Here is a 21,522-nt window from a genome sequence, read left to right on the forward strand (position 1 = left end):
CCGCGCATCACACGCGGGTCTAAATCAACTTTGCCTAGCAGTCCGGCCGCTTTCGAGCCGAGCGGCATCGTGTTGCCGCTTAACTACACGATCTCCTTCGACAGATCGTCTCGGCGAAGTTCCGTAAACCCGTTTGAAGGCGGCTCCAAAAGCCGCCTCCGAGCCGTAGCCCACGTCGTTGGCGACCTTCGCGATCGTCGCGGTCCTATCTCTAAGCGCTTCACGGGCAAGCGTCATGCGCCACCGCGTTAGGTACTCCAGCGGAGGTTCTCCGACGATCCGTGCGAAGCGTTCGGCGAACTGCGATCTTGAGAGACCGCTTGCCGAGGCCAGGTCAGCGACCCGCCAGTTTCTACCGGGTTCAGCATGCATCGCTGAGAGCGCTTTGACGATCTGAGGATCGGAAAGGGCGGCAATCCAACCGACAGCCTCGCCGTCACTGGCGTGGCTCCGGATCATCTCAACGAAGATCATATGCATGATCTCTTCACATATGATCTCGGCCCCGGGGCGTGCCTCGGCCATTTCGGCTTCCAACCGTAGAAGCAGCCCCCTTATCCATTCCGCGGTCGCAGTTCCGGCTCTCAATAGAATGACTGCTGGAAGGGAGGAGGTCAGAAACTCCATGTTCCTGTCCGATGTCATCCTGCCGCCGACGAATGTCGCCGACGGCCCGTCTCCATTGTCGAGTTGCGCGAAGCCGGCGGTCGCATGGGCAAATACCTGGGCGGCGGATAGCACCTTGCTTGAACGGTCGTTGCCGACGGTGAAGGGCGTGGCCCTTGTCAGCAGGAAGCAGTCGCCCTTTTCAAGTTTGTAACTTGCGTGCCCATCCACGTCAAGGAAGCATGCGCCCTCCGTGATCGCGTTAAATTTCATGCCGTCGTGCATTTCGACGCGGACAGTAAAGCGTCCTTTCGCGCGGAGACCTGCCGACAAAACTCCACGCGCGCGGGTCAGCCGCAAGATGTCTGAAAAGGGATCGGACGACATTCCGGACGTTCGCTACAAATTATAGGAGCATTGAACATAGTTTGTCTTGTCTCGATTTGCCATATCTCGTTACAGACGAAAGCGAGGTAATCATGAAAAACAACGCTCAAACACCACTCGGGACCGAATGGGGTCCGGCTGCCACTGCTCAATTGGTGGCTGACGGCATCGACTTGCAAGGCAAGGTCGTCCTTGTCACGGGCGGCGCGTCAGGGCTCGGTCTCGAAACGACGCGTGTCCTCGTGTCCAAGGGGGCCGAAGTGGTTGTCCCCGCGAGGCGCGTGGCAGATGCCGAAAGCGCGCTCAAGGGCATCCCCAGGACAGAAGTCCATGAGATGGAACTCACGGACAGCATGTCCGTGGAACGCTTCGCGACGCGATTTCTGGAAACGGGCCGCCCCATCCATCGCCTGATACTGAACGCGGGCGTGATGGCGACGCCGCTCTTTCGCGACGAGGACGGCAACGAAGGCCAGTTCGCCACCAACCATCTCGGCCATTTCAGGCTCGCGACGCTCTTATGGCCAGCGATGAAGGCCGCGCGGGGTGCGCGGATAGTTGTTCTGTCGTCGCGTGGACACCAGATCGACGGTGTCCATTTCGATGACTTGCGGTTCGAAATGCGGCCATACGACAAGTGGCAAGCCTACGGACAGTCAAAAACTGCAAACGCCCTCTTCGCCGTCGCTGCCGACGCTCGAGGAAAAACTCACGGCATCAGGGCGTTTTCGGTCCATCCCGGCTCGATCGTCGGGCCGCTGGCCCGCCATCTGTCGCCTCAAGAGGTGGACGCTTTCGGCGCAATTGACCAGAATGGGCAGCCCATCATCGACCCCGAGGTGGATATGAAGAATTTCGCCCAAGGTGCTGCGACGACCGTCTGGTGTGCGACGTCGCCGCTTCTCGATGGCTTGGGAGGCCTCTACTGTGAGAACAGCGACATCGCCGCAATCGAAGAAACCGAGCGCAAAGGCGTGCGTCCCTATGCCATCGACCCCGAAGATGCCGAGCGGCTGTGGCGGGTGAGTGTGGAACTAACGGGAGGCGACGTCGGATAGAGTCACGGCGGACGAACGATCCACCACGATGACGCCTTGGGCCCCACCGCCCGAGACGGCTTTTTCAATTTTTAGGGTCGCTGCTGGTGACACCGACAGCGAGCCGGATGCAACCTTGCGACCGGAAATCTTTGGCTGGAGGTTTGCGAAGTCCTGCGCCAGATATACCCGCGTCTGTCGCGGCTTATCCCTAGCGCCGATGTAAACCGTCGCCGAAGCGAGCCCCACCATCGTCAAGATAATGGTGAAGTAGACGGAAGCCGGAATGAGTGGGGCAGAAGGTCTCTGCTCCGGATAGTTCGAGCGCATGTCTTTACACTCCCGAAAACGTGGGTGTTGATAACGGAGAACAGATTTCGAGTGGGGTGCGCGGGCCCGGAGGCAAGTCGCCCCGGAGCCGTTCGCGGCTCAGGATTGAGGCCGCGCCGCTGCCATGCCAGTATTGCGGGATCGAGGATCGCTTCGCGCAAGCAGTGCCAGTTGATCCCACATTCTTGCTGCACTCACCGCGATCATCAGACGTGCGATATCCTTGGGAATTAAGAAATCCCGGATAGCGTCATAAGCCTGACCCCAAATGCCGTTTGCGGTCTGCATCAGAAGCTCCGTGAAGTTCAATACGGCCCGCTCTACAGGATTGTAGATCGACGCCCTTCGCCACTGCGAAGTCATTGAAAGCCAAGCTTCGGCTTCGCCGAGCATTCGGGCCTTCTGGACGTGGAAATCGATGGAGCTTTCGCAGCCGTCAATGTGCGCAGCTCGAATGCCGATCGGCGCGATGAGTCGTTCATCCACGCCGGATTCGATCACGAATCCGTCCACCAGGCGCAAATTGAAAAGGCTATCTCGGCAGTCACCGATGTCAAAGCGTGGCCGCATCCTGCAATCTCCGGTCAAGGCCCGATCAGCGGCTTGGCGTCGTGATCGTTGGTCAATGCTCCAGATATGAAAGAAACGCATTTCGCGCGCAATTATACGCTCGTATGCGATACGCGGCCCTGTGCTGGTTGATTGAGGTACGTGCAGATGGCCCGAACCCGGCCTCGAGCGCACTTTGCGTATCGGCCGATGCTGGGTTCTCGTAGGCCGTGGCTTCGCGGAAAGCCGCTGTATGCTTTTATGGCGCTTTACAGATCGAACTCGCTCATAGAAGGGCAGCCGCTTACGGTCGATATTCTCACGAGTCGGCATACCGACCGCGTGCCGGACCCACCGATCCAAGTCGGGCAGCGAGTGGCCAACGCAGTTCGACAGATTAAATTCTGCGTAAATCTCGCTGCATCGCATCAGTCGTCGCCGACACCGTAATGCATAATGATCTGTTTTTCGTCGTAGAGATTATTCTTCACCATTGCCACAACGATGGCGAATACGGCAAAGCACAGATCCACGTCGGTCTGCGTAATCGGGTGCGTTTCGTGTTGTGTGCGATAGCATTCCGGAGCTTCTCGCATTTGTCGAAGCCGTTTTTAACGTCTCCCCACACCTTCACTTTGTCGAGGCCGCCAATAGGCGGTGGCATGTTACCTTTAACTACCGCCTGCAGTTTTTCTATCAGTCGTATACCAGGCTTAGTGCGCTTGTCCTCGGGCAGCCCCCGGTTGAGTTTTTCCCGCTCCGCCTCAATAAAGCTGTCGATTGCCGAAAAGTATGAGAAAAACGCTTGCTTGAGTTTTCCCTCCTCCTCGAACGCAAAACCTTCGGCGATCGCTTCGGCCGCATATCCGATAAGCCGGCTGTCTCCCGAGTAGGAGCACATGGTGAAATCGAACCGCACGTCCATGTTCATCTCCATGGAAGTTCCGGACAGGCTTCCTCTCACCAGTGCTCGGCACCCAAAACGGTCTGCTATTTGAAGTTCCAAGGCAAGCCTCCCTGTGCTTTCAGACGTTGCCTTGGGCAGCTCATATTCTGGATCATCATGTGGGTCATCTTCGACAAAGTATCCGTAGTCGTCTAGGATCAGCTTGTGGATGAAAATCGCTTCGTTCGAGAGATCAAACTCGTGCCAGACTGGGTAGTCCTTAACGCTTCCACCGTCGTACGGAATGAAATCGAAGTCGGGAAGAAGTTCAGTGGTCCTATAGACGGGCTTGAACTCGGTGGCTTCTAATTTGAGGCAGACATAGAGCTTTCCCTCGCTCAACGCCTTCGTGAGTTTACTCATGAGGTCGACCTCGAATATTGTAGATTACTCATCGCGATTTGCTAGGAGGAGACCGGTCACGCCCAGCTGCTCCCAACGAAAACAGGAAAAGCGAAGCCAAGGGGGGAAGCCTGCGCGGACCCTACACGTTAACACGCGTCAGTTTGTCGGGATTTTTGACGATATAGATCGCGAAGATCCTGCCATCGCGAATGTCCAAAGCCGTCGTTTGCAATACGTCATTCGTGTCTAGGCTCACATATCCCGTCAGGCCGTCGATGGTGACGGTTCGAAGGAAAGTCGGTGAAAGCACGGCCTTTTTCCGAGCGGAAACGAAGAGGCGCAGTGCGCGCTCCAAGCCGTAAATAACATCCCGGAACGCGCGAACCTTCCCGCCGCCGTCGGTGTGTATCTGGACGTCGCGTGCCAGCAATTCCGAAAGCGCCGCGACGTCACCGTCGCGCGACGCAGCAAAGAAAGCGCGCGCAATCTCATCTGCCTCCGCTGCCCCGATATTGTATCGTGGACGTGCGTTTTGAACATTCTTACGCGCCCGGGAAGCAAGTTGTCGAACAGCGGTCGGATCACGCTCAAGCACAACCGCCACCTCGGTCAGCGCCACGTCGAATACGTCATGAAGCAGGAAAGCCGCCCTTTCGAGCGGTGATAGTCGTTCCAACGCCAACATCAGCGTAACAGTGACATCGTCGGGAACGACCTCGTACGTGTCGGCGGTTTCAATCAGCGGCTCTGGCAACCATGGACCGACATAGACCTCGCGACGCGCTCGCGCCGACGCCATTCGATCGAGGCATAACCGCGTGACAATACGGGTGAGATAGGCAGCCGGGGTGCGAATGTCGTCGTCAGCGCGTGCCCAACGCAGCCATGCGTCCTGCAGGACATCTTCCGCCTCGGTGACCGACCCCAGCATACGGTAACCTAGGTGCAGCAAGCGTTTTCGCTGCAGCGTAAATTCATTCAGTTTCCGGTCCTCAAGCGACACCGAGGAGCGCTCTTCAAACGCTGTCGTCCGCGTACGACTGTTTTGAACCTGGTCCGTCTCGCTATCGCCGTAGTGCCACATATCGCTTTCCTTGGACTCGACTTCCCTGATGATAAACCCGCCATTCTGCGCGAGCGACATCGAAATCGGAAAATAAATAACGTCGACATGTCACGCCTTCAATCGTCGTCTCGTCATTGGATCAGTGCCGACCATCGGCGCAGTCCAAGGAGATCATCATGAACCAGACCACACGCCTCAACTGGCACGAAATAGCTCCCGCCGGAGCCAAAGCGCTTTTCGGGGTCCATCATTACGTTTCACACAACACGAATCTTCCCGAGGAACTTATCCACCTGGTGTTCCTGCGCGTCTCCCAGATAAACGGCTGCGCGCATTGCATCGACCTCCACACCCGCGACCTTCTCAAGACTATGGCCGCTGACAAGGTCGCTCTGGTCCCGGTATGGGAGGAGGTGCCGCACCTTTTTCCCGAGAACTACCGCGCGGCGCTGGCATGGGCCGAAGAGGTCACACTTGTCAGCGAAACGCATGCTTCCGATGAAGCCTACGCCGCCGTCTCAGCGGTCTTCGAGCCCAAAGATCTGGTCGATCTCACGATCGCGATCGCAGCTATGAACGCCTTCAACCGGCTCGGCGCTCCATTCCGGCTGCCGGTAAAGGCGCAGCCCTGAGGCACACGCGCGCCGTCGCCTAACCGCGGCGGCGCTTATCAGGGTTACCCTCCAGCACTGCACCGCGAAGTACACCCTCGACCAGATCGCACAATGCCACCACTTTGTGAGGCGGGTGGAGCCCGAAGGCGTGGACCGCGCTCAGTGGAAGTACCGGGAGATCGACTCCGGGGTATATGGCCACCAATCTACCCCACTCTATGTCGTCCGAAACGATATACCGCATAAGATACGCCGCTCCGATCCCATGTAGGGCCGCGCGATGAAGGCCAAAGCCCGAATCGCAGTCGATCACACCGGGCGGCGCGGCTATCGAGCCGTCCTCGAACGCTATCTGGAATCCGTTCGCTCCCGACACGTACCGCGCGAACGGGAAGGAGGACAGGTCGGCCACGGTTCGCGGATGGCCGCGTGACGCGAGAAGTTCGGGAGACGCGACGATCACCATCTCCATGTCGGCAATTTTCCTGGCGGACAGTTCACTCGACGGCAGACGTCCGACACGGAACACGACGTCGTAGTCCTCGCGGATGACATCAACGAACCGATCGGAAATTCCGATCTCCAAACGGAGTTCGGGGTTGGGCTTCGCGACCTTCTCTATCACCGCGTCAATTAGAACTGCGGCGAGCTCATTCGGGAAACTGATTTTGAGCCGCCCAGAAATGCCTCTGGAAAGGACGTCCCCCGCGTGCGCCAGCTCTTTCAGCAGAGGGGCGACGCGTTCCAGGAACAAATGGCCATCGGGTGTGAGGGTAAGGGCCCGTGTGGATCGCAGAAAGAGCCTGGCCCCGATCTGCTTCTCGAGTCTGGAAATGCTTCGCGATGCCGCCGAAGGCGTCGTACCAAGCAATTTGGCAGCTGAGGTAAAGGAGCCGCTCTCTGCGGCCTTCACGAACGCAAGTAGCCCAGGTGTCTCTTCGAGTAGATCGCGCATTGCAAACTCCTACGCAAAAATGATGTGCCTGACGTATACCTACTGGACGTCCTGCCGAGTTGCTATTTCGAGCTCCGACAAAGGAGCAATAGACAATGAAAAAGCTTGAAGGAAAAGTCGCCATCGTCACTGGCGGTAACAGCGGCATCGGCAAGGAATCGGCAAAACTCTTTGCCGCAAACGGAGCGCAGGTCATCGTAACGGCGCGTCGTCAAGACGCTCTCGACGCCGCAGTACTTGATATCGGCCATGGGGCGATAGGTATACGAGGGGATGTCGCCGATCTTGAACATCACAAGTCTGTAGCCTCCGAAGCCAAGCGTCTCTTTGGCGGAGTGGATATTTACGTGGCGAATGCCGCGGTGATCGATCTCAAGCCGTCCAACGAGGTCACTCCCGCGGAGTTCGACCACCATTTCGCGATTAACACACGTGGTGTCTTTTTCGGCGTCCAGACGATCGTTCCGTCGATGCATGACGGTGGCAGCATCCTTCTGACGAGCTCGCTGGCCGCCACCAAGGTGCTGGACAACCATGCAGTCTATGCCGGCACGAAAGCCGCTATGAGCGCCTTCGCGAGAAACTGGGTGAAGGAGTTCAAATCGAGAAAAATCCGGGTGAACGTTATCAGCCCGGGACCGGTCGACACCGAAATTCTGGCAAAGCTGGGGGTAAGCGAACGGGAACGGCCCGCTTTCCTGGAAGCAATGGCCAACATGATCCCTGTCGGACGGCTCGGCCAGCCGATGGAAATCGCCAATGCGGCGCTCTTTCTGGTCTCCCCGGAAGCGAGTTTCGTGAACGGCGTCGAACTACATGTCGACGGCGGAATGAGCATCGCCTGATGGCCTATCGCCAGGGGCGGTCCTAAACGCTCGTATATATCGACTCGCTGCCAAGTAGCCTTATCATTTGGACATCACATAACGGCGGACCCGGGACGATGGCGTCGCGACCGCCGTTCCGCCCTCCAATGAAAAGCGAAGAGGCAGCTCTATGACGGCAATATCCTATCGGGACTACGCGTTCGACCTTTACGGCAGAATCCAGAAGCTGCGTCGCTCGACAGATACGTTGGCCTCGATTGAGATTGCGGTCTGTCGTAATTCGTTCTGTTACAAGAGCTCCGAAACTATCGGGGCTTCATGTAGCCGCCAGTCCTCGTACGGTCCGCTCAGCTCGAAGACCGAACTCGAGCCGGATCTCGGGGGTGAGACTACCCGTGAGATCGAAGCTTTTTTCGCGTTACCGGAAATTTACGCCTATACGGACGCGGCGCTGAGTACCGAGCGGTCGCCTCTGGCAAGAGCGCATTGGGATGGCACCGTGGCTCTTGTCGAAGTCCAATACCAAACATCGCTGACAACCTGGCACCAGAGAATGCTTTTCATCGGCTTTTCCGATCCGATCCACGCGGATTTTACGGTCGGGATCGACGACGACTTGTTCGTAAACGGCCAGAACAAGGGCACGCAGCTCTTCGAGTGGAGAGCAAAGAATCCTACGTGCGAAAAGGTCCCGGATGTAGGCGCAGCGCTTTCCTCCGTGTCGCAGGTCGAGGCATCTCCATCGTTCCGTCAACGCCTTTCCGGCCTGGCTCAAGGGAGATGGCTGGCCCATCCGCGCCAGCCACGGGGCGTTGCAGCGTCGATCGCCCTGCCCAAGTCCACGGCAATAGCAACCACTGGTCCAGCTCGCTGAGCTAACCGTCCAGTCGCCAGATCAGGCGTTCAAACCGCACCGCCATAGCGTTTCTATATAGGCGGCTGATCTTTGCCCGTTTTTACCTTGATGCGCTTCCCAACGGGCGTCCAGCCGACTTCATCGAGCGCGGAGCCCAGGGATTTTTCCTCGGTCGCAGCCTCTCCATCGACACTTCCCCCGGGTGTTTCTCTCGTCATGCCTTGCTGGCCTCGCTAGACGTTTCAGAAAGAAGACGCGATTTTTGAAGCGATCGCAAGGGATATCGTCACACGACTGCGCCTTACCCAAGCCTTTCGCGGATATCCCTGCCACGCTCCGGCATGATCGAAACAACCCCAACCGATGTATATCTTCATGTCGGGGCAGGGGACGCTAAAATCCATTCACAGTAGAGACAGCAGCGAGCCTCGACCTCCATCCGACGACGGGTGACGCCGAAATCAGCTACGTTGCGAACTCAGCCTCTATCGGGCGAACAGTGGGGTACACGCCGCGCAGCGGCCGACCCAGAACGCCCCAAATCACCACCGCGATACAGCGGCCACTCAAACGACGTTCGAAGTCACTTCGCGCGAGGCTCGACTATGTCCAAAAATATCGGGTTCATCCTGATCGCAGCCAGCTTCACGGCGCTCTCTGTGGTCGGAGGCAAAGCGGAGCCCGAGCCGCCTCCGATCGTGGTGCGAGCGGTTACGGTCCGCCCGGCTTCGACGGTCGAGGCCACCTACCTGACAGGGGAGGTTCGTGCCCGCGTGGAGAGCGAACTTTCATTTCGCGTGAACGGGAGGATTGTCGAACGACACGTTGACGTCGGAGACCGGGTGAGGGCGGGCGACCTCCTCGCTCGGTTGGATGCCGAAGAGCAGAAAGCGGACATCAACGTCGCCCGTGCCAATCTCGAGTCGGCAGAGGCGCAACTGAAATTGGCCAACCTCGCTTTCGAAAGGCAGCGTAACCTCAGCAAGACGAGCGTGACGACCCAGGCGGCGATCGATCAGGCGCAAGAGGACCTCGCGACATCCAGGGAGAATGTCGCCGCCGCCACGGCGCAGCTGGATAACGCCCGTCAGCTATTCGGGTACACTGAGCTGAAAGCCGATGCCGATGGCGTCATCACGGCCAGGAACGCCGAGGTCGGACAAATCGCGAAAGCGGCCCAACCCATTTTCACGCTGGCGCGGAACGGTCAGCGTGACGGCGTCTTCGATGTCCAGGAGGCTTTGTACCTCCGCTATCCCCCGGCAGATAGGCTCGCCCTCAGTCTGATATCCGAACCGACACGCGAGATCACAGGGGCCGTCCGCGAGATATCGCCGACCATCGACGGCTTGACCGGAACGATCAAGGTCAAGGTCAACATGGGCGAGGAGCAGAACTGGCCGCTCGGCGCGCCGATCGTCGGTGCGTTCGAATCTCCACAACGGTCGACGATCGAGGTCCCGTGGTCGGCCCTCACGGTCGTCGGCGACGCTCCGGCGGTCTGGACCGTGGACCCGGGCACGCAAACCGTTTCACTCCGGAAGATCACGATCGGCAAACACAGGACGTCCTCTGTCGAAGTCGCCGACGGCATATCCGTCGGCGATACTGTGATCGTCGAAGGCGGGAAGTTTCTTTCACCTGGCCGGGCGGTCCTGGTCAAACCCGAGTAAGAGAGATGACAATCAAGAAAACCGTCATCCTGCTGGCGGTCCTCACCCTTGCCGGGTGTTCGGACCAAGGCCAGGAGAAAAAGACAAGCGGTCCCAGACCCATCATTTCGGCAGTCGTCGGTATCGGCCGAAGCGCCGGGGGATATCCGGGAGTGGTAGAGGCCCATGTCTCCTCCGATCTAGGGTTCAGGATACTCGGCAACGTCAATTCCCGGCCGGTCGAAGTCGGCGATTTCGTGACCCGCGGTCAGGTCCTGGCCACCCTTGAATCGTCCTCGCAATCGCTCGAGGTGAGCGCCGCAGAGGCCGACCTTCGAAACGCGGAGGCCAGAAGGGCCAACGCTCAGGTTACGAGGGACAGGCAGCGGACACTTGCGGACGCCGGGCTCGGCATCACCGCCATATTCGAACAGGCCGAGCAGGCATTGAAGTCTGCACAAGCCAATGTCGGCAAAGCGGAAGCCATCCTGGCAAAAGCGCGGGAACAACTCGACTACACGACGTTGAGGGCGCAATTCGACGGTATCGTCACGAGGACGTCCGCTGAGGTAGGGCAGACTGCCGACGCCGGAGCGCCCGTTGTCACGATAGCCCAACCGGACGAGCGCGAGGTCGTGATCGACGTTCCCGACGAGGTGTACGGTGGTCTGAGGATCGGGACCCCTTTTGTCCTGAGGCTGCAGCTTGACGATCAGATGGCTGTGCGCGGTTTAGTCCGGGAACTCGCGCCGTCGGCCGATCCGCTCACCAGAACCCGCCGCGTGCGCATCACCCTTTTGTCGCCGGGCAACGGTTTCCGCATCGGCGCGGTCGCGACGGCCTATCTGGCACCATCAGACAGTACCCGGGTCACGGTGCCTCGACGGGCCGTCGGAACCGGGGACGGCGCTTTCGTTTGGATCGTAGACGAGGACAGGAGAACCGTCACGAAACGGGTGATCGAGGTAGAGGAGGCCAGTCTCTCCACAGACGAGGTGACGGTGCTGCAGGGTCTCGACGACGGAGAGCGTGTCGTCCTGGCTGGCGTGAACAGTCTGGTAGAAGGTCAGGCCATCCGACTTTCCGAGAGGAGCGAGCCATGAAATCGTTCAACCTATCCGACTGGGCGTTAGAGCACAGATCGCTTGTCTGGTATTTCATAATCGTCTTCGTGATCGCGGGCGCGTTCTCCTACATCAAACTCGGGAGAGAGGAGGATCCCTCGTTCACGATCAAGACTATGATCATACAAGCGGAATGGCCGGGTGCGTCTGCTGACGAAATGGCCAGGCAAGTCACCGACAGAATCGAGAAGAAGCTCGAGGAACTCCCCGCACTCGACTTCACTCGCAGCATGACGGTATCCGGCAGGACGACCATTTTCCTGGATATTCTCCCGTCGACAAAAGCGAGCGAGGTCGAGAAGAACTGGCTCCTCGTCAGGAACATGATCAACGACATTCAGGCGACCCTTCCAGCCGGAGTGCGGGGTCCGTTCTTCAACGACAGGTTCGGTGATGTTTTCGGCAACATATACGCTTTCACGTCAGATGGCGTGACTCAGCGCGAGATGCGTGATCTCGTCGAGAACGCTCGCGCCGAGGTTCTCACGGTGCCGAACGTTGGCAAGGTGGAAATCCTCGGAGCTCAGGACGAAGTGGTGTACCTCGAGTTCTCCACCCGTAAGCTGTCGGCGCTAGGCGTAGATCGTCAGACCGTGATCGAGACGCTTCAGGCGCAGAACGCGCTGACGCACTCGGGCGTCGTCGAGTCCGGGGCCGAAAGGATCGCCCTCAGGGTCAGCGGATCGTTCGAATCCGAAAAGAGCCTCGGTGCGATCAATTTACGGATCGGAGACCGCTTTTTTCCGTTGAGCGAGATCGCCACGATCCGACGAGCCTATGCCGACCCTCCTGCCACACTGTTCCGTTACAACGGCGAGCCCGCGCTCGGATTGGCAATCGGCATGCGTACGGGAGCCAACCTGCTGGAGTTTGGCGAGGCGCTCAAGCGAAAGGTTTCGGAGATAGAGGCGAACATGCCCGTGGGCGCTGACGTCCATCTGGTTTCCGACCAGCCCGCCGTCGTCGAAGAAGCCGTATCCGGTTTCACCAGGGCCCTGTTCGAGGCGGTGGTGATCGTTCTTTTTATCAGCTTCATAAGCCTCGGCGTGCGCGCGGGTCTCGTGGTGGCCGTGTCTATCCCGCTCGTATTGGCGATAACGTTCGTTTTCATGGAGTACACGGGCATCTCGATGCAGCGTATTTCACTCGGCGCGCTGATCATCGCCCTCGGACTTCTTGTTGACGACGCCATGATCGCCGTCGAAATGATGGTCGCCAGGCTTGAGGCGGGCGACAATATCAGGAAGGCGGCGACCCACGTCTACACGACAACGGCGTTCCCCATGCTGACCGGGACGCTGGTGACGGTTGCGGGCTTCATCCCCATCGGCCTCAACAGCAGCGCCGCCGGGGAGTTCACGTTTACGCTGTTCGTCGTGATCGCGGTATCGCTCGTCGTGTCGTGGATCGTCGCTGTCCTTTTTACTCCACTTCTCGGGATGACCCTGCTTCCCAAGACGATGGCAAGCCACAAGGCGCGAAAGGGAATAGCCGCACGAGTTTTCTCGCGGGTACTTTCCGCAGCCGTTCGGTGGAGATGGGTGACGATCGCCCTTACCGTCGGTGCTTTTGGGCTGTCCATCGCCGGGATGAGCCTCGTCCAGCAGCAGTTCTTTCCAAACTCCGATCGCCATGAACTGATCGTGGACTGGAATCTGCCGCACAACACCTCGTTCGCGGAGATCAACCGGCAGATGCAGACGTTCGAGAAGGACACCCTATCGGGCAACGAAGACGTCGCTCACTGGTCGACCTACGTCGGCACGGGAGCTCCCCGCTTCATCCTGGCGTTCGACGTCCAGACGCCGGACACCTCGTTCGGGCAGACGGTCATCGTCTCCAAGTCCCTCGAGGCGCGCGACAGGTTGCGCCCCAAGTTGCAGCAGTATCTCAAGGACATGTTTCCCGGCACCGATGCCTACGTGAAACTCCTCGATATCGGGCCGCCGATCGGGAAACCGATCCACTACCGGGTCAGCGGGCCCGATATCGACGAGTTGAGATCACTTGGTCAGGAGTTGCTCGGCCTGGTCAGCAGGCATCCGCTGCTCCACAACACGATCCTCGACTGGAACGAGCCCGAGCGCGTCGTCAAGATCGACGTTCTCCAGGACAAGGCCCGCCAGCTCGGCGTCACGTCCCAGGAAATCGCGACTACCCTCGATACGGTTGTCGAAGGCGCGCCTGTCACGCAGATCAGGGACGACATCTACCTGATCAATGTTGTCGGCCGGGCAAACGCCACGGAACGAGGTTCACTTGAGACGCTAAGCAACGTGCTCGTCCCTGCGTCCAACGGCAAAGCGGTTCCCCTTTCGGCAGTTGCCACGCTGCGGTATGAACTCGAACCTCCGAAAATATGGCGGCGGGACCGTACTCCGACCATCACGGTCAAGGCTGCGGTTTCCGGTCCGACCCAGCCGGACACCATCGTCAAACAGCTTGGCCCCGAGATCCAGAAGTTTTCGGAGACCCTGCCATCCGGGTATTCCCTCGCGGTCGGCGGGACGGTCGAAGAAAGCGCGAAGTCGCAGGGTCCGATCGCTGCGGTCGTCCCGCTGATGCTCTTCATCATGGCGACGGTTCTTATGATCCAGCTTCAAAGCTTCAATCGGCTCTTTCTGGTTTTTGCCGTCGCGCCGCTCGCCCTCATTGGCGTTGTGGCCGCGCTGGTCCTCAGCCATGCCCCGTTGGGGTTCGTGGCCATCCTCGGAATCCTCGCCCTGGCGGGTATCCTGATCCGAAATTCGGTGATCCTGGTCGTTCAGATCGAAGAGCTGAAAGCCGAAGGCACGCCAGCCTGGCAAGCAGTGATTGAGGCGACCGAACATCGCATGCGGCCGATCATGTTGACGGCCGCGGCGGCGACACTGGCGCTCATACCGATCTCGCGTGAAGTCTTCTGGGGACCCATGGCCTACGCGATGATGGGCGGCATTGTCGTCGGTACGGTCCTGACGCTGATTTTCCTGCCGGCGCTGTATGTCACCTGGTTCCGGATCAAGCCGGAAGCGGTCGAGACAGGCGGACCCGAGCAGATCATCGACCAGGGAAACCCGGTGGACGAGGCGGCGTGACCGCGCCGGCGCGTCGGCGGAAGTACGCCTCCGAATAGAAAAGACACCCCGCTAGCAGCGTTCGCCGTCGGGGTGTTTTGCTTTAGATCGGTGTAATCGGTCTTCAGCTTCGTTCGGACAGTCTAGCGATTACACGTTCCAGGCCAGCAGCACCTCCGAGAGCCCAAGCCTCGATAGCGGAGACATCCAGACCTAGCTTTTTCGCCGCCGCTGCAAACTCTTCGACGTCGGTGCGGTTGAGCTTCGCGATATGGGCCGCGATCTGCGGCGTCACCTTAGTGCCGAGAGCGTCAAGGATGAAGCTTCCGCCGCTGCTGTGGGAAAAAGCCTTCTGCAGGCTTGCCGGGGACACGCCGAACGTGTCGGCGATCGAAAAAACCTCGACGACGTTCCGCAGGTTCGAGACGGTGAGAGCGTTGTTGCAGAGCTTGCTGGCTTGCCCGGTTCCCGCTCCACCCATGTGAACGACGTGCGTGCTATGGGTGGAAAGGATTTCGCCGCACTTTTCCAGAGTGGCGGCATCCGTCCCCACGAAGCAAGTGAGCGTCCTTGCGACCGCTCCGGGCCGTCCTCCGCTGACCGGGGCATCAACGAAGCGGATTTCCTTTGCTTTGCAGGTTTCCTCGAAGGCCCTCGCTTCACCTGGGTCCCCGGTGGCATGGTTCATAAGGATCGCGCCGGAGGGCAGGGCGTCAAGCACTCCCCCTTGCAGCAATTCAAGCAGGTCGTGGTCGGACCGTAGGCAGACGCAGAGCACGTCCACCGCCGTCGCCAGTTCGACCGCCGATTCATGCCGCGTGAATAAAGTGCCCTCAAGGCTCTCGTAGGAGAAATCTCGTCTGGCCCAGACGTGAAGGTTGAATTTTTCAGCGATCGCGACCGCCATCGGCGCGCCCTGGTCGCCGATGCCGATGAAGCCGACGTTCAGCGGGCCGCTCATTCCTTCACGCCCAGCATGGTTTCTGCCATGCCCCACAGACGTTCGGCGTTGTCTTCGTCGATCGCGTAGTGCGCGACCCCCTTGAACGGACCGTTGCCGCGCTCTTCGACGACCGAAGCTTTCTGGCAGTCGTCATAGTATTCGCCGGATCGGCCTTCGACGAGAGGCGAGGCGGCGAGAAGCACCGTGGTGGACGCACCCTGTTCGGTAGTTTTGCGGAGATGTTCCGGAGTACGGAGACCGCCCGTGTGCTTTTGCAGATTGGTCGCGATCGCTCCCGGGTTAAGGGCGTTCGACGTAATGCCTTCGTTTGCCCATTTCCGTGTGATCCCCACGGACATCAGGATGCAGGCTGTCTTCGACTGGCCATAGCCGAGCAGGGGATCGTACGGGATAAAGCGGAAGTCCGGATCGTCCCAGAAAACGGGCGCGTACAGGCTGCCAACCGATGCGACCGAGATCACGCGCGCTCCGTTCGCCTTCGCCAGATGAGTGCGCAGGCCGAGGGCGAGGGCAAAATGCCCCAAGTAGTTGGTCGCAAACTGCATCTCGCGGCCTTCGGGCGTGCGCTGCAGATCGGGGATTGCCATGACGCCAGCGTTGTTGACCAGAACGTCGAGCTTTTGGTCCCAGCCCTCAATGAAAGCACGCACCGACGACAGATCTGCGACATCGAGCTGACGAACGCTCACGCTCCCCTTTGTGATTTCCGACGCGATCCTCTCGGCAACGGCGCGGGCATCGTCGGGACGACGGGCGGCGATCGTCACGGAAGCGCCGGCGGCCGCAAGGGCCCTGGTGGTCTCGAGACCGATCCCGCCCGAACCTCCGGTGACGATGATGTTCTTTCCGGAGAGGTCTATACCCTCCAGCACTTCGTTTGCGGTCGAAGCGAACCCGAACGGGATGTCTGCGCTCATAGTCATTCTCCTTTGAATTGATCGCTTGTAACAGAGATACACCTGTGGCAGTCGTGAACTAGATGGCTAGAGATGTACGTATTGATGAGGTATTCCGTACAGTCAGTTCGCTTCCGCCGGGCGAACTGGCGGCTTTTCTGGCTGTCGCCGAGCATGGTGGCTTCAGGGCCGCCGCCCGTACGCTTGATCAGAGCGCTTCCGCACTGAGCCAAGCAGTGGCAGGCCTCGAGAAGCGTCTCAAGGTGAAGCTTTTCCACCGATCCACCCGAAATGTGTCTTTGACTGAGTCCGGGAGCAGGTTCGCCTCGAGACTCGTGCCTGCGATCAGCGAGATCGGGCTGGCGGTCGAAGAAATCGAAGACATGAATGCCGCGCCCGCCGGGCTTCTGCGGATCAATACCGATGCAAACGCGGCCGAGCAGGTGCTCATGCCGCTCCTGACGAAGTTCATGGCTATCCAGCCAGCCATGCGGTTCGAGATCGTGTCCGATAAAAGATTGGTCGACATCGCCGAAGGCGGATTCGACTGCGGTATCAGGCTCGCCGAGCTTGTGCCCGAGGAGATGGTCGCGATCCCGATCGGCCCCGATCAGCAACACATCGTGGTTGCGTCTCCCGGCTATCTCGACAATGCACCCGAGTTAGCGCAGCCGTCCGATATCGCGCTTCACAAGTGTGTCCAACTGCTTATGTCGGGCGGTTCTATCTATCGATGGGAATTCCAGAGACGGGGCGAGACACTCGCCGTCGAGACATCCGGCAATCTGGTCGTCGATCATTCGCGGCTTCTCCTTGCGGCGGCGCGTGAAGGATATGGCTTGGCCTACGTCACGCGGTGGATGGCCAACGAAAGCCTGCGGGACGGATCGCTTCGCCAGGTGCTCGCTGACTGGACCCCGCCCTATCCGGGGCTTTGTCTCTACTATCCGCGCCACCGCCACATCGGGGCAGGGATGCGTGCCTTCCTCGCATACCTTCGGGCGACCCGCTGAACTCTCCGGACGTTGGCTCCGCGGCGCTCTCTCAATAAAGATCCGCCAGGCGTTTGCGTCACCGTTAAATTAGCCTGCGTTGGTTCGCAGCACCCAACAGGTAATATCGATCTCTAAGAGCTCCTGCTCACCCATGTTCCTTCCCAAAGGCAGGCACCCGGAACAGTATACCTGTATCGTTGCATTGTATTAAGCTCTCTACGAAGGTTACCGCGACCTTCACACAAACGTTTGTATATCTCCAATGTGCACGGATGGTCCTCTATTCTCACTGAGGTGCCGCGGCATGCGGTTCAAAGTCCCGAGGAGATATCCATGTTTAAAAAGACAGCCTTCACAGCACTTTTCGCATTGGCGACCATCTATCCCGTAAGTGCGGCGGACGGGTCGAAGAATGCGAAGGTTACGCTGGTCTTCAACCACGAACTGCCAAATGTGCCAGGCAAGAGCATGCGCGGAGTATTGGTCGAGTACGGCCCCGGCGGATACTCGCCCGCCCACACACATGCCAAGAGCGCCTTCATCTACGCGACTGTTCTAGAAGGCGAAATTAGGAGCAAGGTAGGCGGTGGCCCAGAAAAGACCTACAAAGCTGGAGAGAATTTCATCGAAAATCCCGGCGACCATCACGGCGTCAGCGCTAATGGAAGCGAAACAAAACCAGCCAAGCTTTTGGCCGTCTTCGTCGTCGATACGAAAGAGATTGAATTGACCACTCCAGACAAAAAATAGTCGACCGAATGAACGCAAGCCGGCGACTGACGTATGGGGCAATCGCAGCGCAATCCTCCGAGAAACTCAAAATCGGTCTATCAGTGCTGTCTAAGTATGCTGTTGGGATGGACCAGGTTAGGGAGCTAGTTAATGAAATTCGTTATAATGGGCGGAACCGGGTTCATCGGTTCAAAAGTCGTCTCGAAACTAACAGCGGCCGGGCATGAGGCGATTGCGGCCTCACCGAGTAACGGCATTGATAGCGTTACCGGGGAGGGCCTTGATGAGGCGATGGCGGGGGCGCATGCCGTGCTCGACGTAACCAACTCACCGACCTTCGACCCACAGGGCATCCTGGACTTTTTCAACAAATCCACCTCGAACCAGATTGTCGCGGAGAAAGAAGCCCATGTGCGCCATCACGTTTTGCTGTCAATCGTCGGGATACACAAACTTCCAGACAATGCCTACACGAAAGGAAAGATAGCGCAGGAGAACATGGTCGAGGGATCAGGAGTGCCATTCACCATCGTCAGGGCCACCCAGTTTATGGAATATCTTGGTACCATTGCCGATCATGGTGGCAGCCACGGCGAAACCTATATTCCCACTGCGAATGTTCAGGTGGTTGCCGCGTCCGATCTGGTAGATGCGCTATGCGAAATCCTTACGGAAGGACCAACCAACAGCACCGTTCAAATCGCCGGTCCGGACCGCGCCCCGATGAATGAAGTTGTATCTCGCTATCTCAAGGCAAAGGGCGACGACAGGGTCGTCAGAGCAGACCCGGACGCGCTTTATTTTGGATCTCGTCTGGAGGCTGATACTCTTGTCCCGGACGGCAGTGTGCGGATTTGCCAGACAACTTTAAATGAATTCATTGCTAGGGGTGTCTGACAACGCGCATCTACATGAATTCATTGTGCTGTCGTCCCAAGTGACGGCGTGGGCATCTATTTTATCGACTTGAAAATCGTCTGAGCGGCGTTCGCGTTGATAAACATAATGATTAAAGGCCGCGAGAGCAACTACCTAGTCTTGCGGCCTTACCCTGTTTAAGGCATACCGGATATAAGTTCGCTCCAGATACGACACGCACTTTGCTGCTTGTCGACTCGACACGGAAGGTGTCGTTGAACTGTCTAATTCGCGTCTGTGGGAAGCTCGGGTGATCTCAGGTAGGATCTCGGTTGAAGCGATAAAAGAGCTCGTGGACATGATCCCCGGACTTGGCTGGGCGGCGTGGCCGAACGGAAATCTAATTTGCCAGAGTCTGTCCTTGGAGGCGTACACCGGATTTCCAAATTCGAAGGTCGGAGCACGAGATGTTGAAGGCAAGTTTTCTTGGAGCGAATTGGTTCATGGAGACGACTATCGTGACCTCGAAGTGGCGTGGTTGGTAGCCGTTGGTAATGGTGACGTCTATAACGTTGCACATAGAGTTCGGACCAGTAGCGGAAAGTTCAGGTGGATTCGGACTACTGCAAGACCGCAGATCAATGCAGAAGGTGAGATCGTCTTCTGGCTCGGTACCTGTGTAGATATCCACGAAGCCATACTGGAGGCTGAAGCGTCTAAAGCGCGGGAGCGCGCCCTGCAAAAGTTTATCGACGCGGTTCCGGTTCCAATCTGGGCTGCCGATACGCTCGGAAATCCTACCTACTTTAATGAGGCGCTAAAAGCTCAGGTCGGATTTTCCATTTCACATACTATAGAGCAGTCCTCGCTCGAGCGCGCGTTAGCGCGAGTTATTCATCCTGATGACCTCGAGCAGGTTACATCGGGCCTAAAAGCTGCTTTATCTGGCGGACCTCGCTTCAAACAGAGGTATAGACAAGTACGTGCCGACGGTGGATACCGTTGGACGAAAGGCGAAGCGAACGCGTTAACTGGCGATGATGGCACCGTTGAACGATGGCTTGGCGTCGCGCAGGACATCGATGATGAAGTATCTGCCCAGATTACGATAGCTGAGCGTGAAGCACGGCTCGCGCTCATTGTCGAAACGATGCCTGGATTATTGTGGGTGTCATCGCCTGATGGACAACCCACCTATTTCAGTCGGCAGCTTGAGGAGTGGTCCGGTTTAACCGTCGATCAGATCGCCGAGCGCGACGGTGATGCTCTGAAGTGGATCATCCACGCGACTATTCACCCAGATGATAGGGAGGACGTGGAGACGACGATCCGGGAAAGCTTCCGCTCCGGCAAGCCCTGGTTCAGGCGGTTCCGTCAACGGCGCTCTGACGGCAGCTGGCGCTGGCTTGAGGCGCGAATGGAACCGCTGAGAGACAGTAATGGCAAAATCATCCAATGGTATGGCTTGCAGGTTGATATCGAAAACGAGTTCGTCGCTCAAGAATCACTAAGGGTCTCTCAGGAAAAACTTGCCAAGGCGTCCCGTTATGCGGGAATGGCAGAACTTTCCGCCTCGATCGCACATGAACTCAGCCAACCTCTGGCGGCAGTGATCATGAGCGCCGACGCGTGCAGGCGTTGGCTCGAGATGGCGTCGCCGAATATCGAGCGGGCGAAGCAGAGCGCCGACTGTGTCGTCAGGGACGCCAACATCGCCACCGAAGTCGTCAAGCGCATCCGGGCACTGTTCCAGCACAAGTCGGAAGGGCGGGAGAGAGTCGATATCAACCTGCTCATTCAAGGCGTGAAGGATATGATGTCGGAGGAATTGGCATCGAAAGGCGTTCGCCTGGAATTAAAGCTCGAAAGATCACTGGATCCGATTTCCATCGATGTCATTCAAATACAGCAGGTACTCGTGAACCTCCTGCATAACGCCAGCGAGGCGATGGCGGTGGCGACGGGCCGCGAGCGCATGATAACGGTAGAGACGCTGGCGTCCGACCTCGGCGCAGTCGTCGAGATCTCGGACACCGGAAGCGGAATCGAGGATATCGACCGAATTTTCATGCCGTTCTTCACTACCAAAGAAAGCGGTATGGGAATGGGGCTTTCGATCTGCGAGTCGATTGTGACTTCCCACGGAGGACGGATCTGGGCTGAAAACACGGACGTAGGCGCTCGTGTGAGCTTTTCGATCCGGTCCACCTCCGAAGTGTTTTCTACGCTGACCGGAGAAGAAGCCGGATTTCAGGTCTCCGCCTGACAAGGTCGCCAACCGTGTACTTGTCGAACACGGCGGCGAATGCTGCCGACGCCTCCGCAAGGATGGGGGGCAGGCCGCAGGCGGGAGCGATGGGGCATCCACCGCATTCCACGAGTTCATCCAGTCTCTCGGTGTGGCGGAGTACAGACCCGAGATTGATTTCGTCCGGTTGACGGGCCAACCTGATTCCCCCGTTCCGACCCCTCACGGATTCAATGAAACCTGCGGCCGACAAATCTTGGACGACCTTCTTGAGGTGGTCCTGGGAGATGTCGAACGTGCGGGCGATCTCGCGGATCGAGCCGAGCTCTCCGCCTGATGTACCAAGGTGTATCAAGACCCGGATACCGTAGTCCGTGTATTTGGTCAGTCTCATAGAAACCTGCGTCAAAACGCCCATGTTTAAAAGGTGTATTTCAATAGCACCTTTTTGTAGAACGTAATAGGAGTATCTCAGATAC

At 58.3% G+C, this 21,522-nt stretch carries 20 protein-coding genes; 11 read left to right on the top strand and 9 right to left on the bottom strand.

Features of this window, described 5'->3' with window-relative positions; all coding sequences use genetic code 11:
* Positions 1–24 precede the first annotated feature (24 nt).
* The gene (locus tag EYD00_RS25365; protein WP_081859318.1) at positions 25–993 is read right to left on the bottom strand and encodes an AraC family transcriptional regulator; all 969 of its coding nucleotides are present in this window, start codon (positions 991–993) and stop codon (positions 25–27) included.
* Positions 994–1,085: 92 nt separating this feature from the next.
* Here EYD00_RS25365 and EYD00_RS25370 point away from each other — a divergent pair, with 92 nt between their 5' ends.
* Positions 1,086–2,051, top strand: a complete 966-nt coding sequence (locus tag EYD00_RS25370) for an oxidoreductase (protein WP_034495403.1) — start codon at positions 1,086–1,088, stop codon at positions 2,049–2,051.
* Here EYD00_RS25370 and EYD00_RS25375 read toward each other — a convergent pair.
* The 4 genes from EYD00_RS25375 to EYD00_RS25390 form a co-directional block, all read right to left on the bottom strand.
* Positions 2,028–2,360 (bottom strand): hypothetical protein, encoded by a 333-nt coding sequence (locus EYD00_RS25375; protein ID WP_034495405.1) that lies wholly within the window; start codon positions 2,358–2,360, stop codon positions 2,028–2,030. The genes EYD00_RS25370 and EYD00_RS25375 overlap by 24 nt on opposite strands.
* Positions 2,361–2,459: 99 nt before the next feature.
* Positions 2,460–2,930 (bottom strand): carboxymuconolactone decarboxylase family protein, encoded by a 471-nt coding sequence (locus EYD00_RS26060; protein WP_034495407.1) that lies wholly within the window; start codon positions 2,928–2,930, stop codon positions 2,460–2,462.
* 466 nt (positions 2,931–3,396) lie between these two features.
* The gene (locus tag EYD00_RS25385; protein WP_034495409.1) at positions 3,397–4,218 is read right to left on the bottom strand and encodes a hypothetical protein; all 822 of its coding nucleotides are present in this window, start codon (positions 4,216–4,218) and stop codon (positions 3,397–3,399) included.
* 121 nt (positions 4,219–4,339) lie between these two features.
* Positions 4,340–5,284, bottom strand: coding sequence for a sigma-70 family RNA polymerase sigma factor (locus EYD00_RS25390; protein WP_081859326.1), 945 nt, complete (start codon positions 5,282–5,284; stop codon positions 4,340–4,342).
* Between the two features lie 158 nt (positions 5,285–5,442).
* On the opposite strand from EYD00_RS25390, the gene EYD00_RS25395 reads away from it, so the two are divergent.
* Positions 5,443–5,898 (top strand): carboxymuconolactone decarboxylase family protein, encoded by a 456-nt coding sequence (locus EYD00_RS25395; protein ID WP_034495411.1) that lies wholly within the window; start codon positions 5,443–5,445, stop codon positions 5,896–5,898.
* Positions 5,899–5,917: 19 nt separating this feature from the next.
* On the opposite strand, the gene EYD00_RS25400 is transcribed toward EYD00_RS25395, so the two are convergent.
* The gene (locus tag EYD00_RS25400; RefSeq protein ID WP_051674090.1) at positions 5,918–6,835 is read right to left on the bottom strand and encodes a LysR family transcriptional regulator; all 918 of its coding nucleotides are present in this window, start codon (positions 6,833–6,835) and stop codon (positions 5,918–5,920) included.
* A 95-nt stretch (positions 6,836–6,930) separates the two neighbouring features.
* Between EYD00_RS25400 and EYD00_RS25405 the strand changes: the two genes are divergently transcribed.
* From EYD00_RS25405 to EYD00_RS25425, 5 genes are all read left to right on the top strand, one after another.
* Entirely contained in the window at positions 6,931–7,680 is a 750-nt protein-coding gene (locus tag EYD00_RS25405) for an SDR family NAD(P)-dependent oxidoreductase (protein WP_034495413.1), read from the top strand.
* A 151-nt stretch (positions 7,681–7,831) separates the two neighbouring features.
* The gene (locus tag EYD00_RS25410; protein WP_034495415.1) at positions 7,832–8,536 is read left to right on the top strand and encodes a hypothetical protein; all 705 of its coding nucleotides are present in this window, start codon (positions 7,832–7,834) and stop codon (positions 8,534–8,536) included.
* A gap of 587 nt (positions 8,537–9,123) precedes the next feature.
* Complete coding sequence (locus EYD00_RS25415; protein WP_034495417.1) at positions 9,124–10,191, top strand: efflux RND transporter periplasmic adaptor subunit; 1,068 nt, start codon at positions 9,124–9,126, stop codon at positions 10,189–10,191.
* A 5-nt stretch (positions 10,192–10,196) separates the two neighbouring features.
* A complete protein-coding gene (locus tag EYD00_RS25420; protein WP_034495419.1) occupies positions 10,197–11,273 on the top strand; it encodes an efflux RND transporter periplasmic adaptor subunit in 1,077 nt (358 codons plus the stop codon).
* Positions 11,270–14,371, top strand: a complete 3,102-nt coding sequence (locus EYD00_RS25425) for an efflux RND transporter permease subunit (protein WP_034495421.1) — start codon at positions 11,270–11,272, stop codon at positions 14,369–14,371. The genes EYD00_RS25420 and EYD00_RS25425 overlap by 4 nt, the downstream gene beginning before the upstream one ends.
* 103 nt (positions 14,372–14,474) lie before the next feature.
* Here the strand turns inward: EYD00_RS25425 and EYD00_RS25430 are convergent, their stop codons facing one another.
* Positions 14,475–15,311 carry an NAD(P)-dependent oxidoreductase gene (locus tag EYD00_RS25430; RefSeq protein ID WP_051674092.1) on the bottom strand — a complete coding sequence of 279 codons (837 nt, stop codon included), beginning with the start codon at positions 15,309–15,311 and terminating at the stop codon, positions 14,475–14,477.
* Complete coding sequence (locus tag EYD00_RS25435; protein WP_081859320.1) at positions 15,308–16,231, bottom strand: SDR family NAD(P)-dependent oxidoreductase; 924 nt, start codon at positions 16,229–16,231, stop codon at positions 15,308–15,310. The genes EYD00_RS25430 and EYD00_RS25435 overlap by 4 nt, the downstream gene beginning before the upstream one ends.
* Before the next feature lie 62 nt (positions 16,232–16,293).
* On the opposite strand from EYD00_RS25435, the gene EYD00_RS25440 reads away from it, so the two are divergent.
* The 4 genes from EYD00_RS25440 (at position 16,294) to EYD00_RS25455 (ending at position 21,061) form a co-directional block, all read left to right on the top strand.
* Positions 16,294–17,223 (top strand): LysR family transcriptional regulator, encoded by a 930-nt coding sequence (locus EYD00_RS25440; protein ID WP_051674093.1) that lies wholly within the window; start codon positions 16,294–16,296, stop codon positions 17,221–17,223.
* Positions 17,224–17,538: 315 nt separating this feature from the next.
* Positions 17,539–17,955 carry a cupin domain-containing protein gene (locus tag EYD00_RS25445; RefSeq protein ID WP_034495423.1) on the top strand — a complete coding sequence of 139 codons (417 nt, stop codon included), beginning with the start codon at positions 17,539–17,541 and terminating at the stop codon, positions 17,953–17,955.
* 132 nt (positions 17,956–18,087) lie between these two features.
* The gene (locus EYD00_RS25450) at positions 18,088–18,834 is read left to right on the top strand and encodes an SDR family oxidoreductase (protein ID WP_034495426.1); all 747 of its coding nucleotides are present in this window, start codon (positions 18,088–18,090) and stop codon (positions 18,832–18,834) included.
* A 319-nt stretch (positions 18,835–19,153) separates the two neighbouring features.
* Positions 19,154–21,061 (top strand): PAS domain-containing sensor histidine kinase, encoded by a 1,908-nt coding sequence (locus EYD00_RS25455; protein ID WP_131258978.1) that lies wholly within the window; start codon positions 19,154–19,156, stop codon positions 21,059–21,061.
* On the opposite strand, the gene EYD00_RS25460 is transcribed toward EYD00_RS25455, so the two are convergent.
* Complete coding sequence (locus tag EYD00_RS25460) at positions 21,018–21,437, bottom strand: RrF2 family transcriptional regulator (RefSeq protein ID WP_034495520.1); 420 nt, start codon at positions 21,435–21,437, stop codon at positions 21,018–21,020. The two genes, EYD00_RS25455 and EYD00_RS25460, sit on opposite strands and share 44 nt — an antisense overlap.
* Positions 21,438–21,522 lie beyond the last annotated feature (85 nt).

The organism is Agrobacterium sp. 33MFTa1.1, from assembly GCF_004328495.1.
GTDB classification, from domain to species: domain Bacteria; phylum Pseudomonadota; class Alphaproteobacteria; order Rhizobiales; family Rhizobiaceae; genus Agrobacterium; species Agrobacterium pusense.

Coding starts and splice junctions, on each gene's coding strand:
- EYD00_RS25450 (WP_034495426.1), top strand. CDS start 18,088: ATGAAATTCGTTATAATGGGCGGAACCGGGTTCATCGGTTCAAAAGTC.
- EYD00_RS25435 (WP_081859320.1), bottom strand. CDS start 16,231: ATGAGCGCAGACATCCCGTTCGGGTTCGCTTCGACCGCAAACGAAGTG.
- EYD00_RS25445 (WP_034495423.1), top strand. CDS start 17,539: ATGTTTAAAAAGACAGCCTTCACAGCACTTTTCGCATTGGCGACCATC.
- EYD00_RS25455 (WP_131258978.1), top strand. CDS start 19,154: ATGATCCCCGGACTTGGCTGGGCGGCGTGGCCGAACGGAAATCTAATT.
- EYD00_RS25425 (WP_034495421.1), top strand. CDS start 11,270: ATGAAATCGTTCAACCTATCCGACTGGGCGTTAGAGCACAGATCGCTT.
- EYD00_RS25395 (WP_034495411.1), top strand. CDS start 5,443: ATGAACCAGACCACACGCCTCAACTGGCACGAAATAGCTCCCGCCGGA.
- EYD00_RS25420 (WP_034495419.1), top strand. CDS start 10,197: ATGACAATCAAGAAAACCGTCATCCTGCTGGCGGTCCTCACCCTTGCC.
- EYD00_RS25370 (WP_034495403.1), top strand. CDS start 1,086: ATGAAAAACAACGCTCAAACACCACTCGGGACCGAATGGGGTCCGGCT.
- EYD00_RS25375 (WP_034495405.1), bottom strand. CDS start 2,360: ATGCGCTCGAACTATCCGGAGCAGAGACCTTCTGCCCCACTCATTCCG.
- EYD00_RS25400 (WP_051674090.1), bottom strand. CDS start 6,835: ATGCGCGATCTACTCGAAGAGACACCTGGGCTACTTGCGTTCGTGAAG.
- EYD00_RS25385 (WP_034495409.1), bottom strand. CDS start 4,218: ATGAGTAAACTCACGAAGGCGTTGAGCGAGGGAAAGCTCTATGTCTGC.
- EYD00_RS25390 (WP_081859326.1), bottom strand. CDS start 5,284: ATGTGGCACTACGGCGATAGCGAGACGGACCAGGTTCAAAACAGTCGT.
- EYD00_RS25440 (WP_051674093.1), top strand. CDS start 16,294: ATGGCTAGAGATGTACGTATTGATGAGGTATTCCGTACAGTCAGTTCG.
- EYD00_RS25365 (WP_081859318.1), bottom strand. CDS start 993: ATGTCGTCCGATCCCTTTTCAGACATCTTGCGGCTGACCCGCGCGCGT.
- EYD00_RS25460 (WP_034495520.1), bottom strand. CDS start 21,437: ATGAGACTGACCAAATACACGGACTACGGTATCCGGGTCTTGATACAC.
- EYD00_RS25415 (WP_034495417.1), top strand. CDS start 9,124: ATGTCCAAAAATATCGGGTTCATCCTGATCGCAGCCAGCTTCACGGCG.
- EYD00_RS25410 (WP_034495415.1), top strand. CDS start 7,832: ATGACGGCAATATCCTATCGGGACTACGCGTTCGACCTTTACGGCAGA.
- EYD00_RS25405 (WP_034495413.1), top strand. CDS start 6,931: ATGAAAAAGCTTGAAGGAAAAGTCGCCATCGTCACTGGCGGTAACAGC.
- EYD00_RS25430 (WP_051674092.1), bottom strand. CDS start 15,311: ATGAGCGGCCCGCTGAACGTCGGCTTCATCGGCATCGGCGACCAGGGC.
- EYD00_RS26060 (WP_034495407.1), bottom strand. CDS start 2,930: ATGCGGCCACGCTTTGACATCGGTGACTGCCGAGATAGCCTTTTCAAT.